The sequence below is a fragment of the Cellulomonas sp. NPDC058312 genome (assembly GCF_042880135.1).
In the GTDB taxonomy this organism is placed as follows: Bacteria; Actinomycetota; Actinomycetes; order Actinomycetales; family Cellulomonadaceae; genus Cellulomonas.
Genome location: NZ_JBHVZE010000006.1, coordinates 124,276 through 137,080, shown reverse-complemented (window position 1 = coordinate 137,080; position 12,805 = coordinate 124,276). Strand labels below are relative to the sequence as shown.

Genomic DNA, 12,805 nt, shown 5'->3' with positions numbered 1-12,805 from the left:
CGGGAGCAGGGGGTCGGCGTCCACTCTAGGCACCGGCGCCGACACGCCGCTCGGCCGGCCACGGCCGGCCCGCGGGAGCGCGACCTCGGCGCACGCGGGATGATCGTCCCCATGACCTCGGAGCACAGCACCGCCGGCGCGTACGTGACGTCCGGCGAGGAGTTCGTCCGCGACCAGAGCTACATCACCACCCGGATCACCGCGGACGGCCGCGACGGCTACCCCGTCGAGGCGGGCCGCTACCGCCTCGTGGTCTCGCGCGCGTGCCCGTGGGCGAACCGCGCGATCATCGTGCGGCGCCTGCTCGGGCTCGAGGACGCGATCTCGCTGGGCGTGTGCGGGCCGACCCACGACGCCCGCTCGTGGACGTTCGACCTGGACCCCGGCGGCGTCGACCCGGTGCTCGGCATCCCGCGCATCCAGGACGCCTACCTCCGACGGTTCCCGGACTACCCGAAGGGCATCACGGTCCCCGCGATCGTCGACGTGCCGACCGGCGCGGTCGTCACCAACGACTACGCGCAGCTGACGCTGGACCTGTCGACCGAGTGGACCGCGCACCACCGCGCGGGCGCGCCGGACCTCTACCCCGAGCACCTGCGGGACGAGATCGACCAGGTCGCCCGGGCGGTGTTCACCGACGTGAACAACGGCGTCTACCGGTGCGGGTTCGCCGGGTCGCAGGAGGCGTACGAGAAGGCGTACCGGCGGCTGTTCTCCCGCCTGGACCGGCTCGAGGAGCGGCTGTCCGGCCAGCGGTACCTGGTCGGGGACACGATCACCGAGGCCGACGTGCGGCTGTTCACGACGCTGGTGCGGTTCGACGCGGTCTACCACGGCCACTTCAAGTGCAACCGGAACAAGCTGACCGAGATGCCGGTCCTGTGGGCGTACGCGCGGGACCTGTTCCAGACCCCGGGGTTCGGCGACACGGTCGACTTCGACCACATCAAGCGGCACTACTACGTGGTGCACGAGGACATCAACCCGACGCAGATCGTCCCTGCCGGGCCCGACCTGCGCGGCTGGCTGACCCCGCACGGCCGCGAGGCGCTGGGGGGCCGCCCGTTCGGCGACGGCACCCCGCCGCCCCCGCCCCGCGAGCCCGAGCGCGTCGACCCGACCCACACCCCGGAGGGCTGACGAGCTCGAGGTCGAGGGTTTCGCGCACGAGGGTGCCCTGAAACCCTCGACCTCGAGGCAAACCCTCGACCTCGGCCGGCGGGGCGACCGGGGTGGGGGTCAGGCCGCGGGGCGGACGCGGACGACGTTGCGCCACGGGTCGTCGAACGTGACCGTCGCGCCGTCGTCGCGCACCGCGACGCCGTGCGACGTGAGCCGCTCGCGCAGCGCGCCGACGTCGTCGGTCCCGGGGACCACCAGGGTGACCTCGCCGAGGCCCAGGCTGGAGGCGCGCGGGCCCGCGCCGGCCGAGTTCCAGGTGTTCATCGCCATGTGATGGTGGTAGCCGCCGGCGGACACGAACAGCGCGCCGTGCCACTCGGCCATCACGTCGAACCCGAGCGCGTCGACGTAGAACGCCCGCGCCCCGGCCACGTCGCCGACCTGCAGGTGCACGTGCCCGACGACGGGCCGGCCCGCGGGGGCGGCGAGCGCGGCGTCGGTGACGTGGCCGCGGATGAACTCGTTCGGGTCGAGCCGCAGCGAGTCCATCTGCACGCGCCCCTCGGCGTCGTAGCCCCACAGCTCGCGGGCGCGGTCCCAGTACAGCTCGACGCCGTTGCCCTCGGGGTCGGTGAGGTAGAACGCCTCGGACACCAGGTGGTCGGCGCTGCCGACGAACGTCTGCGGGGCGCGCGAGGCGACGGACGCGAGGGTGGCCGCGAGCGCCTCCTGGGTGTCGAACAGGATCGCGGTGTGGAACAGCCCGGCCTGGCCGCGGCTGGTGGGCGGCAGGTCGGGCGTGTGGCGCAGCACCATCAGGGGCAGGGTGCCGCGGCCGAGCACGACGACGTCGGGGCGGCCGACGCCCTCGATCCGCTCGTCGGGCCGCTCGACGACCTCGAGGCCGATCACGTCGCGGTAGTACCGGACCTGGAGGTCGAGGTCCGCGACCAGCAGGGTCACCGGACCCATCGCGGTGTCGGCGGCGAGGCGGTCCTGGGCGTGGGCGGGGGTCACGAGGCTCATGATCGCTACAATAGTTGATCCTTCAATCTTTGACCAGGCGTGCGTCGACCACCGCGGGCCTGCGGGTGGGGACGGGTGCGGTCAGCCCCGGTGCTGCACGTCGTTGCGGCCGAAGTCGGTGAGGAACCGCGGGCCCCGAATGTCGAGCTCGCGCGCGAACTCCGCCGCCCAGCCGGTGTACGGCGCGCGGGCCAGCCCGTCGTTCGCGAACCGGGCGTCGTCGGTGACCTCGGTCTCGCAGAACGCCGGGATCTGCAGGTCCGTGACCGGGCCGGAGCGCTCGCACTCGGCGATCACCAGCGGGGCGTTCGCGCCGCCGAACACGTCGACCACCCAGCCGTCGGCGCCCAGCCACACCGAGTACCGGTTCTTCACGATCCGCAGACCGCCGCGGCGGATCATCTCGATCCCCACCGTGACGTCGATCTCCCGCTCGGCCTCGTACCGGGTGCCGACGTTCATCGGGCCCTTCAGCGTCACCGCGCAGAACTCGAACCCGTCGCCGACCTCGTCGAGCACCGCCAGCGGGTCGGCGTCCGGCCCGAGCGCGACCCGCAGGCCCGACGCCTGGACGCGCAGCCGCATCGCGTACCCGTCCTGGGCGAGGAAGTACGACTGCACGATCAGCACCGGGTCGGGCTCGGACAGCAGCTCGGCCGGCGGCGTGCGCACGAAGAACCGGCGCTCGAACTCGAAGTCGCCGTACCCGGTGTCGCTCACCGTGGGCCCTTCCTCGCGCTGGTCACGGCGGCGCCGGGGACGCGCCGCACACCGTCACGGTACGCGACGCGGCCCGCACCCCGCGGGACCCCGGCCCGCGACCTCGCCGGCTCAGGGCGCCCGCAGGTCCATCCCCAGGGTGAGCCCCCAGTCGTGCGTCGCCACCGGCCGGAACCCGACCCGGTCGTAGAACGCGATCGCCCCGGTGTTCGCCGCCGACACCCCGAGGTGCAGCCCCGGGACGCCGCGCTCGCGCAGGGCCGCCGCGAGCGTCGCGATCAGCGTCCGGCCCAGCCCCCTGCCCTGCGCGTGCGGGAGCAGGTCGATGTGCAGGTGCGCCGGGTACGCGTCGGTGACCGCGGGGTCGTAGGTCGCCCCGTCGTGCACCATCCGCAGCAGCTCGTGGTCCCGGCGGGAGTCGTCGACGACGTCCGGTCGCGGCAGCCGCTCCCGCAGCGCCGGCCACCAGGACCCCTCCTGCCAGCGGGCGAACGCCTGCGAGTCGGCCGTCCCGACGACGTACCCGGCGACGGCACCCGCGTCGTCGGTGACCACCCAGGTCAGCCCGGGGTCGGCGACCGGGTACGGCCCGGCGTACACGTGCCCGAGCAGGTCCGGGTCGCGGTAGACCCCCGTGGCGTCGGACCCGGCGTCGCCCGTCAGCAGGCACACCCGGTACATCCCCGGCAGGTCGCAGGTGGCGAACGCTCTCAGCCGCATGCCCCGACCCTACGCACCGCGGACCCCGGTCAGGCCTCGAACCGGGTGGGGCCGTCCAGCGCGAGGCCCGCGGCGACGCGGGCGCGCATCTCGGCGGACATCTCCGGGAGGGCGCCCACGGGGTACCAGCGGGCCTCGGTGTTCTCGCCGTCGCCCGGGCCGGGCTCGCCGGAGACCCAGCGGAACCGGAACGTCAGGTCGAGGTACTGCGACCGGTCGCCGTTCGCGTAGGTCATCGGCGGCAGCGTGTGCACCCACGCCAGGCGCTCCGCCACGGCCACGACCTCGGTCTCCTCCAGCACCTCGCGGGCGCCGGCGACGGCGGGCTCCTCGCCCGGGTCGATGATCCCGGTCACCGGGGTCCACGCCCCGTTGTCCGCGCGGCGGACCAGCAGCACCTCGTCGCCGTGCGCCCCGGGGCGGACGACGACCGCGCTCACCCCCGACAGCCAGAGCAGCTCGTGGCCGATCTTCTCGCGCAGGTCCAGGACGAAGTCAGGGGTGGGCACGCGCCCGATCGTACGGGTGCCCGGCCGACCGGTCCGACGTCGGGGTCAGACCTCGTCGCGCCAGCTGTGCTGCGGCTCGAAGCCCAGGAGCTCGCGCGCCGCGTCGATCGCCAGCAGCGTCTCGTAGGTCCCGAGCTCGCGACGGACCTCGACGCCCGGGAACTCGGCCGCCAGCAGCTCGGCCGACGGCGTGTCCATGATCGTGTCCGCCGCCGCGATGATGACGTTCTGCGACCCGGTGGTCTCGGCCTCGAGGGCCAGCCGGAACGCCGTCGCCGCGTCGCGCGCGTCGATGTAGCCCCACAGGTTCCACCGGCGCAGCGCGGGGTCGCCGTGGAACGACCGCACCCGCGCGTAGGCCTCGACCGGGAACACGTTGGACAGCCGCAGCCCGACGAACGGGATGCCCGACCACGCCGACACCTGCGCGGCGACGTCCTCGCTGAGCACCTTGGACAGCGCGTACGTGGTCGTCGGGTGCGGGTAGTGCGCCTCGTCGACCGGGGCGTACCGGGGCGGGACCTCGAACGGCAGCCCCAGGGTGGTCTCGCTCGACGCCCAGGCGACCTTGCGCAGCCCGAGGCGCTGCGCGGCGAGGAACACGTTGTCGTTCGCCGCGAGGTTGCGGTTCAGCGTGTCCGCGGGGTTCTCCATCCCGGGCTGCGGGATGTTGGCGAGGTGCACCACCGCGGTGCAGCCCGCGAGCGCCTCGACGGCCTGCCCGTAGTCGGTCAGGTCGGCGCGCATCACGTCGACGCCGATCCCCGCCCGCTCCCCGAACGGGCCCTGCGCGTCGGTCGCGTGCACCCCGTACCCGTGCGCGACGAGGTCCTGCACCACCGCGCGGCCCACCTTGCCCAGCGCGCCGGTCACGGCGACGGTCTCGGTCATGCGGGCCATCCTCGCCCGCCCGGCGGTCGGCGTCCACAGGGGCGGCGCGCTGCACCGCGCGCGGCGCACGCACGCGTTGACGCGTCCCGGACGATGCTGCATCGTGGGCCGGGATGAGCCCGGACCCCGCCGCCGAGCTGCGGACGCTGCACACCGTGCGGCTGCTGGGGTTCGCCGAGACGGCGGAGGTCGCGGCCCGGACCGGCCTCGACGCCGCGGGGGTGCGCGAGCAGCTGCTGGACCACGAGGCGCTCGGCCGGGTCACCCGCCCGGCCGGCGCGGGGACGGTCGGCGCGGGGACGGCCGGCGCGGGGACAGTCGGCGCGGCGCCGGACGGCTGGGCGGTCACCGACGCCGGCCGCGCGCACGACGACCACCTGCTGGCCGCCGAGCTCGCCGCGACCCCGGGCGCCGCCGACGCCCTGCGGGCCGCGTACGCCGAGCTCCGGCCGCTGGACGCCCGTCTGCGGCACGCCTGCACCGACTGGCAGCTCCGCCCGACCGGCGCCGACCCGTTCGCGGCGAACGACCACACCGACACGACGTGGGACGCGACGCTGCTCGTCGAGCTCGTGTCGATCCGCCGGTCGCTGCGCCCGCTGGCCGCGTGGCTGACGGCGACGCTCCCCCGGTTCGACGGCTACGCCGACCGGTTCGCCCACGCCCTCGACCGGGCGCTCGGCGGGGACCCGACCTGGGTGACGGGCGCGGGGGTGGACTCCTGCCACGCGGTGTGGTCCGAGCTGCACGACGACCTGGTGACGACGCTCGGCCTCGCCGACGCCTGACCCGGGCGCGACCTCAGGACGCGCCCGGCGGGCCCTCGGTCCGCCGCGGGGGCCGCCCGAGCAGCCGGAGCCGCCCGGCCTCCCCCGCCAGCTCCGCCCGCGCGCGCGGCACCGACCGGTAGTGCTCGAGCGCGAGCACTACCGCCCGGGCGTCGACCGGGAACGCCGGCCCCGGCACCTCCACGCACAGGTCGGGCCCGCGGCGCGGGGTCAGCAGCCGCCGGCGACCCCGGTGCCGCCACGACGCGGCGCGCTCGGAGCCGCGCGCCCGGACCACCGCCCACTGCTCGACGTGGTCGATCTCCAGCTGGTCGACGTCCGCCCAGTCGAGCCAGTCGTCGCCCGCGAGCCCGCTGACCCCGATCCCCCGGGGCGACAGCACCAGGCGCAGCGGCCGTCGGAGCTCGAGCACCTTGTCCGGCACCGCCAGCACGAACGGCGCGACCACCACCAGCGGCACCCACCAGAACGACTCGCCGTTGACCGCGAACACCACCGTGAGCTGCACCGCCAGGAACGCGACGACGGCGGCCACGAGCAGCGGCTGCCGGTGGAACGTCGTCCGCCACGCCAGGACGACGGCCCGCTCGCCGTCGACCGTCTCCACGGTCACCCGCTCGTCGTCGCTCCACGGCGCCCGCAGGTAGTTGCGGTAGAAGGTCACCGTCACCACGGCCCACAGCACGCCCGCGACGCCGGCGCCGACCCGTCCCGCGTCGCTGAGCGTCGACCCCGCGCCCGGCGGGGGCACCAGGCCCGTGGGCAGCGCGAGCAGCCACCCGGACACGATCGTGCTCAGCACGAGCACGCACCAGTACACGCCGCGGGGCGACCCGCCGACGGCCCTGAGGTCGCGCTCGTGCTCCTGATGCATCAGGACAACGATGCACGATGCCGACCGACCGGTGGGAATCGCCCACCCGATCGGCGCAGGCCCACCAGCGCCCGCGTCGGGCCCGCAGGTGGTGGGATGGGGCGCGTGACCAGCACAGCAGCGGTCGGGCACCGCGTCGTCGTCGTCGGGTCCGTCAACGCCGACCTCGTGACGCGCGTCGACCGGCACCCCGTCCCCGGCGAGACCGTCCTCGGGCACGACCTCGCCGTCCTGCCGGGCGGCAAGGGCGCGAACCAGGCGGTCGCCGCGGCGCGGCTGGGCGCGCCCACCGCCCTGGTCGGCGCGGTGGGCACCGACGCGTTCGCGGAGGCCGCGCTCGCCGGGCTGCGGCCGGCCGGGGTCGACCTCGGGGCACTGGCGGTCGTCGACGGACCGACGGGCCTGGCGCTGGTCACCGTCGACGCGGCCGGCGAGAACAGCATCGTCGTCGTCCCGGGAGCCAACGCGCACGTGGACGGTCCGCACGTCGACGCGCACCGGGAGGTGGTCGCGGCGGCGGCGGTCGTCGTCGTCCAGGGCGAGATCCCGCGCACGGGCACCGAGCGGGCCGCCGCCGCGACCCGTGGCCGCCTGGTGGTGAACCTCGCGCCGGCGGTGGACGTCGACGCCGCGGTGCTGCGCCGCGCCGACCCGCTGGTCGTGAACCAGCACGAGGCCGCCGTGGTGCTCGCCGCGCTCGACGGGGGTCCGGGCACCGTGGCCCCGGCGTCCGGGGCGGACGAGGCCGCCGTCGTCGCCCGGCTGCTCGCGCACGGCGTCCCGTCGGTCGTGGTCACGCTCGGCGCACGCGGCGCGCTGGTCGGGTCCGCGGACGGGATGGTGCCGGAGCCGGCGCCCCGGGTCGATGCGGTCGACACGACAGGGGCGGGCGACGCGTTCGTCGGCGCGCTCGCCGCGCGGCTGGCCGCCGGGGACGACCTGCTCGCGGCGGTCCGGCTGGCGGTGCGGGTGGGCGCCGCAGCGGTGCGGGGCCGCGGGGCGCAGCCGTCGTTCCCCGCCGCCGGGGACGCGCTGCCCGGCTGAGCCGGCGAGCCCGCTGGTCGTGCCACCCCGGGGAACGACGAAGCGGGCGAGAGCTCTCGCTCTCGCCCGCTTCCGATGTGGAGCTGAGGGGATTCGAACCCCTGACCCCCTGCATGCCATGCAGGTGCGCTACCAGCTGCGCCACAGCCCCGCGATCAGGCCCGCAGGCCGTCTCACCACCCGCTGAGCGGGCGTCCTGAACATTAGTCGATCCTCGCCGAGAGTGCGAATCGGCTGGTCAGGCCGGGTCCCGCACCTCGTCGTCCATCGACGCAGCCGGGCGGTCCGGGCCCGCGTTCCAGTCGGACGACGCATGCACCGGGCCGACGTTCAGCGCCTCCAGACGCCACGCCAGACCCGAGCCGGGACGACCGGGCTGGAGCTCCGCCCAGTGCGCGTTGGACATGCCGGAGATGCCCTTCCAGTCCGCGGGCAGGCCCAGCAGGCCGGTGAGCCCGAGGCTGATCGCGGCGCCGTGCGAGACCACCACGAGCGTGTCGTCCGCACCCAGGGCACCCGCGAGCTCGGTGACCGCGCGCGTCATCCGCTCGCGCACCTCCGCGCGGGTCTCGGCGCCGACGCGCTCGGGCTCGCGCCCCGCGACCCAGGCCGCGTGCTGGTCGGGCCAGCGCCCGGCGATCTCCGCCGACGTCATGCCCTCCCAGTCGCCGAACGAGCGCTCCCGCACCCGCGCGTCCGTCTCCAGCGGCAGGCCGGTGCGCTCGGCCAGGGCCTCGGCCGTCGACCGGGCCCGCCCGAGGTCGGAGGCCACGATGCGCGTCGGCCGGTACCGGCTCGCCAGCGCCGCGGCGGCCGTCTCGGCCTGCCAGACGCCGACCTCGTCCAGGGGGATGTCCGACTGGCCCTGCAGGCGCGCGCTCGCGTTGTGCGCGGTGCGTCCGTGCCGCCAGAGGACGACGCGACCCGCCGTCACTCCCCCGCCTCGTCGGGCGTGCCGTGGACGTCCGCCGGCAGCTCGATGACCGGGCAGTCCTTCCACAGCCGCTCGAGGGCGTAGTACACGCGGTCCTCGGCGTGCTGCACGTGCACGACGATCTCGCCGAAGTCGATGAGGACCCAGCGGCCCTCGGACTTGCCCTCCCGGCGCAGCGGCTTGGCGCCGAGCTTGTGCAGCGACTCCTCGACGGCGTCGACGATCGCGCCGACCTGCCGCTCGTTGGTGCCGGACGCGATGACGAAGGCGTCGGTGAGCACGAGCTGCTCGCTGACGTCCAGGGCGATGATCTCCTGGGCCTTGAGGTCGGCGGCGGCGCGTGCGGCCGCCACGGTGAGCTCGACGGCGCGGTCGGATGCCGACACGGGTCTCCTCGGGGTTCGGGGGGTGGGTGGAGCAGGATCAGGGTGCGGGAGCGGCGTCGGACGCCGCGCTCGCCACGGCGGGCACGTCGGGCCCCGCGGCGCCGGTCGCCGTGTTGGCGACGAAGATGATGAGGAACCCGAGCACGAACGCCACGACGGCCAGGACGATCCACTGCAGCCAGGTGAACGGCAGCGGTCGCCGCAGCCGCTCGGGCTGCTCGAGGGTGTCGATCTCCTCGTCCGCCTCCACGCCGTGCATGAGCGTGCCGGTCGGGTCGGTCTGCTCGGCCGGGGTCTCGGGCAGCGGAGCGGGGGCCATCGCCTTGAGCAGCGACTGCCACTGCGGGACCGGCACCTCCTCGTCGTCCGCGGCAGCGGGACCGGGGACCGGCGCTCCGGGCGTCGTCGCGGGAGCGCCCGCGGGTGCCGGGGCGGGGGTGCGGGTGGTCGCCGGGGGTGCTGCGGCCGCCGGCTGCTGCGCGGCGGTGACCGGCGCGCTCGGCGCCCACGACCCCGCGGACCCCCACGCACCGGTCTCGGCACCGGCGGGCCGCCCGGGGCCGGGACCGGCCTGCGCGGGAGCGGACGACGCCCACGACGCGGCGGCGCCGGTCGACGTGCGCGCCGTGTCGTCTGCCGGCGACCAGGCCGGGCGGGCGTCGGGCGCGGCCGGCCGGCGTGGCGCCGTCCGCGCGGGACCGGCGGCGGTGGGCGCGGCGGCCCCGGGTGCGAGGGCCGAGGAGGTGGGCGACGGTGCCGCGGAGCCCGTCCGGTCGCCTGGCGCGGGACCGCCGGCGGGCGTCGCGGGGCGTTCGGTGGTGCCACCGCCGGGAGACGGGGGACCGGACCGCCGCCCCGTCGAGTGGGTGTCCCGCTCGTCGGGGACGATGCCGGGCACCGCGGCGGGCCGTCCCACCGGCGTCGCCGGGCGCGCCGCCGGAGCGGTGGCGGACGACGGCGCAGGGGCCGGGGCCGGCGACGGCCGGGGAGCCGTGGCGGGCGACGGCGCGGGCCGTCCGGAGCCCGGGACCGGCGCGGGTCCGCCGGGCGACGGCGACGCCGCGCCGCCGGTGGCCGGCTCGGGGGCGGTCGTCCGGATCGAGCGACGCGTCCGCACCGGGGCGTCGGGCTGCATGCCGGGCGCCTGGTACGGGGCCGACGACGACCCGTCCGCCCCGACCGCGGAGACCGGCCGGTTGCGCAGCGCGCGCCGCGACGACGCCGCGCCGGCCGTCGGAGCAGGGTCGGGCGCGGGAGCAGCGGCGGGGACCGCGGGCGCAGGTGCCCGGGTCGCGGACGTCGCCGACGCCGAGCCGGCCGGGGAGGTCGAGCGGGCCGCGGGGGTCGTCGGAGCCGGTCCGGGCGTCGCTGCCCGGTCCGTGGGCGCGCCGGAGGCGGGCGCGGCGGGCTGCTGGGCCGCCGCCTCCTGAGCGGCGACCCGAGCGGCCTCGCGCTCCCGCAGCTCCCGTCGGGTCAGCGGGGTCCCGGGTGTGCTCATGACTGACTTCCTCGGTACAGACCGTGCTTGGCGATGTACTGGACGACGCCGTCCGGCACGAGGTACCAGACGGGCTTGCCGGCCTGCGCGCGGACGCGCACGTCGGTGGACGAGATGGCGAGCGCGGGGATCTCCCACTGGCTGACCCGGTCGGCGGGCAGGCCGTCGACGACCAGCTGGTGACCCGGCCTCGTGACCGCGACGAACTGCGCGAGCTCGAACAGCTCGGGCGAGTCCTTCCAGCTGAGGATCTGGGCGATCGCGTCGGCGCCGGTGATGAAGTACAGGTCGGCGTCCGGCCGTTCCCGCGCGAGGTCCCGCAGGGTGTCGACCGTGTAGGTCAGGCCGGGCCGGTCGATGTCGACGCGGCTGACCGTGAACCGGGGGTTCGACGCCGTCGCGATCACGGTCATCAGGTAGCGGTGCTCCGCGGGTGTGACCACCACGTCCTGCTTGAACGACGGGGAGCCCGTGGGGACGAACACGACCTCGTCGAGCTCGAACCGCGCCGCGACCTCGCTGGCGGCGACGAGGTGGCCGTGGTGCACGGGGTCGAACGTGCCGCCCATCACACCGAGCCGGGCTCGTCGCTGCGTCATCGGATGCGGGTCCCTGGCTGCCGGGTCAGCGGTGGCGCGTGCCGACGCTCCGGAAGGCGAAGGTCACGAGCAGCAGGGCGAGCAGGACGCCGAACGCGACCAGCCCGAAGACGACGGGGCTGAACGGCAGCTCGGTCGTGTGCTCGGCAGCGGCCTCGGCGGCGCGCAGCACAACGTTCACGTGGTCCTCCCGGGACTGGTCGACGTAAGTGTCCAGTGTCGCACGTCGGGCGCGGCACGGTCGGCCGGGTCGGGGCCGATCGGGTCATGGGCGACCGCGGTCAGGGGCGGACGTGCCCGTCCCCGTGCACGACCCACTTGGTCGTGGTGAGCTCCCCGAGGCCCATCGGCCCGCGGGCGTGCAGCTTCTGGGTGGAGATGCCGATCTCGGCGCCGAGTCCCATCTGACCGCCGTCGGTGAACCGCGTCGAGGCGTTCACCATCACCGCGGCCGAGTCGACCTCGGCGACGAACCGCTCCGAGGCGGCCAGGTCGCGGGTGATGATCGCCTCGGTGTGGCCGGAGCTCCAGGTGCGGATGTGCGTGAGCGCCGCGTCGAGGTCGTCGACCACCCGGACGGCGAGGTCCAGGGACAGGTACTCCGTCGCCCAGTCCTCGTCGGTCGCGGGCACGACGGCGACCCCGTCGGGGGCGAGCGCGGCGGTCGCGGCGTCGCCGTGCACCGTCACGCCGGCCTCGTCCAGGGCGACCAGCGCGGACGGCAGGAACCCCGCCGCCGCGTCGCGGTGCACGAGCAGCGTCTCCGCGGCGTTGCACACCCCGACCCGCTGGGTCTTGGCGTTGAGCAGGATCGGCAGCGCCACCGCGGGGTCCGCCGTCGCGTCCACGTAGACGTGCACGTTCCCGACGCCGGTCTCGATCACGGGGACGGTGGCCTCGCGGACGACGGTGCGGATCAGGTCCGCGCCGCCGCGGGGCACGAGGACGTCCACCAGCCCGCGCGCGTGCATGAGCGCCACCCCGCCGGCGCGGCCGTGCTCGTCGACGGACTGCACGAGGTCGGCCGGCAGGCCCTGCTCCTCGAGCGCGCGCCGGAGCACCGCGACGATCACCGCGTTGCTGCTCGCCGCGGCGGACCCGCCCCGCAGGACCACCGCGTTGCCGCTCTTCAGCGTGAGGCCCACGGCGTCGACGGTGACGTTCGGCCGCGCCTCGTAGATCATCCCGACGACGCCCATCGGCACCCGGACCTGGCGCATCCGCAGGCCGTTCGGCAGCGTCGAGCCGCGCACGACCTCGCCGACCGGGTCGGGCAGCGCCGCGACCTCGCGCAGGGCACCGGCGATCGCGGCGATCCGCTCGGGGGTCAGCGCGAGCCGGTCGAGCAGGCCCGCCGAGGTGCCGTTCGCACGCCCGCGCTCGAGGTCGTCGGCGTTGGCCGCGACGATCACGTCGGCCTGCGCGACCAGCGCGTCCGCGAGGGCGTGCAGCGCGGCGTCCTTGGTCGCCCGGGTCGCGACGGCGAGGGCGCGCGAGGCGTCCTTGGCGCGGCGGGCGACGGCGAGCACGGCTGCCGTCACGTCGCCGGACGGCACGCCTTCTGAGGTCGCGCCGTCGGCGGCCGGGGCGACCGGGGGCTGCGCCTCCACCGGCGCGGAGGGCACGGGAAGCCGGGCGGCGGACGCCCCGCCCGTGGCCGGGGCGTCGAAGGAGGTGGTCATCGGACCAGC

The 12,805-nt window shown here is 76.0% G+C and carries 16 protein-coding genes and 1 tRNA gene; 4 read left to right on the top strand and 13 right to left on the bottom strand.

Annotation, left to right across the window (positions count from 1 at the left end):
* Positions 1-111: 111 nt before the first annotated feature.
* A complete protein-coding gene (locus ACFVXN_RS17085) occupies positions 112-1,143 on the top strand; it encodes a glutathione S-transferase family protein (protein ID WP_389235218.1) in 1,032 nt (343 codons plus the stop codon).
* 99 nt (positions 1,144-1,242) lie between these two features.
* On the opposite strand, the gene ACFVXN_RS17080 is transcribed toward ACFVXN_RS17085, so the two are convergent.
* The 5 genes from ACFVXN_RS17080 to ACFVXN_RS17060 all read right to left on the bottom strand — a co-directional run bounded on the left by ACFVXN_RS17080 (position 1,243) and on the right by ACFVXN_RS17060 (position 4,991).
* Positions 1,243-2,151 carry a VOC family protein gene (locus ACFVXN_RS17080; RefSeq protein ID WP_389235215.1) on the bottom strand — a complete coding sequence of 303 codons (909 nt, stop codon included), beginning with the start codon at positions 2,149-2,151 and terminating at the stop codon, positions 1,243-1,245.
* Positions 2,152-2,232: 81 nt separating this feature from the next.
* Positions 2,233-2,871, bottom strand: coding sequence for a hypothetical protein (locus ACFVXN_RS17075; protein ID WP_389235212.1), 639 nt, complete (start codon positions 2,869-2,871; stop codon positions 2,233-2,235).
* Positions 2,872-2,982: 111 nt separating this feature from the next.
* The gene (locus ACFVXN_RS17070) at positions 2,983-3,591 is read right to left on the bottom strand and encodes a GNAT family N-acetyltransferase (RefSeq protein ID WP_389235208.1); all 609 of its coding nucleotides are present in this window, start codon (positions 3,589-3,591) and stop codon (positions 2,983-2,985) included.
* Between the two features lie 29 nt (positions 3,592-3,620).
* Positions 3,621-4,100, bottom strand: a complete 480-nt coding sequence (locus tag ACFVXN_RS17065; RefSeq protein ID WP_389235205.1) for an NUDIX domain-containing protein — start codon at positions 4,098-4,100, stop codon at positions 3,621-3,623.
* Positions 4,101-4,145: 45 nt separating this feature from the next.
* A complete protein-coding gene (locus tag ACFVXN_RS17060; protein WP_389235202.1) occupies positions 4,146-4,991 on the bottom strand; it encodes an NAD-dependent epimerase/dehydratase family protein in 846 nt (281 codons plus the stop codon).
* Positions 4,992-5,104: 113 nt separating this feature from the next.
* On the opposite strand from ACFVXN_RS17060, the gene ACFVXN_RS17055 reads away from it, so the two are divergent.
* Positions 5,105-5,779 (top strand): transcriptional regulator, encoded by a 675-nt coding sequence (locus ACFVXN_RS17055; protein WP_389235200.1) that lies wholly within the window; start codon positions 5,105-5,107, stop codon positions 5,777-5,779.
* A gap of 13 nt (positions 5,780-5,792) precedes the next feature.
* On the opposite strand, the gene ACFVXN_RS17050 is transcribed toward ACFVXN_RS17055, so the two are convergent.
* Positions 5,793-6,653, bottom strand: a complete 861-nt coding sequence (locus ACFVXN_RS17050; RefSeq protein ID WP_389235197.1) for a hypothetical protein — start codon at positions 6,651-6,653, stop codon at positions 5,793-5,795.
* 105 nt (positions 6,654-6,758) lie between these two features.
* Between ACFVXN_RS17050 and ACFVXN_RS17045 the strand changes: the two genes are divergently transcribed.
* Positions 6,759-7,697 carry a ribokinase gene (locus ACFVXN_RS17045; protein ID WP_389235194.1) on the top strand — a complete coding sequence of 313 codons (939 nt, stop codon included), beginning with the start codon at positions 6,759-6,761 and terminating at the stop codon, positions 7,695-7,697.
* 78 nt (positions 7,698-7,775) lie between these two features.
* Here ACFVXN_RS17045 and ACFVXN_RS17040 read toward each other — a convergent pair.
* The 4 genes from ACFVXN_RS17040 to ACFVXN_RS17025 all read right to left on the bottom strand — a co-directional run bounded on the left by ACFVXN_RS17040 (position 7,776) and on the right by ACFVXN_RS17025 (position 9,372).
* Positions 7,776-7,848 (bottom strand) — tRNA-Ala (locus tag ACFVXN_RS17040).
* 87 nt (positions 7,849-7,935) lie between these two features.
* A complete protein-coding gene (locus ACFVXN_RS17035; protein WP_389235191.1) occupies positions 7,936-8,631 on the bottom strand; it encodes a histidine phosphatase family protein in 696 nt (231 codons plus the stop codon).
* The gene (gene rsfS / locus ACFVXN_RS17030; RefSeq protein WP_389235188.1) at positions 8,628-9,017 is read right to left on the bottom strand and encodes a ribosome silencing factor; all 390 of its coding nucleotides are present in this window, start codon (positions 9,015-9,017) and stop codon (positions 8,628-8,630) included. The genes ACFVXN_RS17035 and rsfS overlap by 4 nt, the downstream gene beginning before the upstream one ends.
* 37 nt (positions 9,018-9,054) lie before the next feature.
* A complete protein-coding gene (locus tag ACFVXN_RS17025) occupies positions 9,055-9,372 on the bottom strand; it encodes a hypothetical protein (RefSeq protein ID WP_389235185.1) in 318 nt (105 codons plus the stop codon).
* A 511-nt stretch (positions 9,373-9,883) separates the two neighbouring features.
* On the opposite strand from ACFVXN_RS17025, the gene ACFVXN_RS17020 reads away from it, so the two are divergent.
* Positions 9,884-10,447, top strand: coding sequence for a hypothetical protein (locus tag ACFVXN_RS17020; protein WP_389235182.1), 564 nt, complete (start codon positions 9,884-9,886; stop codon positions 10,445-10,447).
* A 64-nt stretch (positions 10,448-10,511) separates the two neighbouring features.
* On the opposite strand, the gene nadD is transcribed toward ACFVXN_RS17020, so the two are convergent.
* From nadD to ACFVXN_RS17005, 3 genes are all read right to left on the bottom strand, one after another.
* Complete coding sequence (gene nadD, locus ACFVXN_RS17015; protein WP_389235179.1) at positions 10,512-11,114, bottom strand: nicotinate-nucleotide adenylyltransferase; 603 nt, start codon at positions 11,112-11,114, stop codon at positions 10,512-10,514.
* Between the two features lie 25 nt (positions 11,115-11,139).
* A complete protein-coding gene (locus ACFVXN_RS17010; RefSeq protein WP_389235176.1) occupies positions 11,140-11,295 on the bottom strand; it encodes a hypothetical protein in 156 nt (51 codons plus the stop codon).
* A gap of 100 nt (positions 11,296-11,395) precedes the next feature.
* A complete protein-coding gene (locus ACFVXN_RS17005; protein WP_389235173.1) occupies positions 11,396-12,796 on the bottom strand; it encodes a glutamate-5-semialdehyde dehydrogenase in 1,401 nt (466 codons plus the stop codon).
* Between the last annotated feature and the right edge of the window lie 9 nt (positions 12,797-12,805).

Coding starts and splice junctions, on each gene's coding strand:
- ACFVXN_RS17085 (WP_389235218.1), top strand. CDS start 112: ATGACCTCGGAGCACAGCACCGCCGGCGCGTACGTGACGTCCGGCGAG.
- ACFVXN_RS17080 (WP_389235215.1), bottom strand. CDS start 2,151: ATGAGCCTCGTGACCCCCGCCCACGCCCAGGACCGCCTCGCCGCCGAC.
- ACFVXN_RS17070 (WP_389235208.1), bottom strand. CDS start 3,591: ATGCGGCTGAGAGCGTTCGCCACCTGCGACCTGCCGGGGATGTACCGG.
- ACFVXN_RS17060 (WP_389235202.1), bottom strand. CDS start 4,991: ATGACCGAGACCGTCGCCGTGACCGGCGCGCTGGGCAAGGTGGGCCGC.
- ACFVXN_RS17055 (WP_389235200.1), top strand. CDS start 5,105: ATGAGCCCGGACCCCGCCGCCGAGCTGCGGACGCTGCACACCGTGCGG.
- ACFVXN_RS17050 (WP_389235197.1), bottom strand. CDS start 6,653: ATGCATCAGGAGCACGAGCGCGACCTCAGGGCCGTCGGCGGGTCGCCC.
- nadD (WP_389235179.1), bottom strand. CDS start 11,114: ATGACGCAGCGACGAGCCCGGCTCGGTGTGATGGGCGGCACGTTCGAC.
- ACFVXN_RS17005 (WP_389235173.1), bottom strand. CDS start 12,796: ATGACCACCTCCTTCGACGCCCCGGCCACGGGCGGGGCGTCCGCCGCC.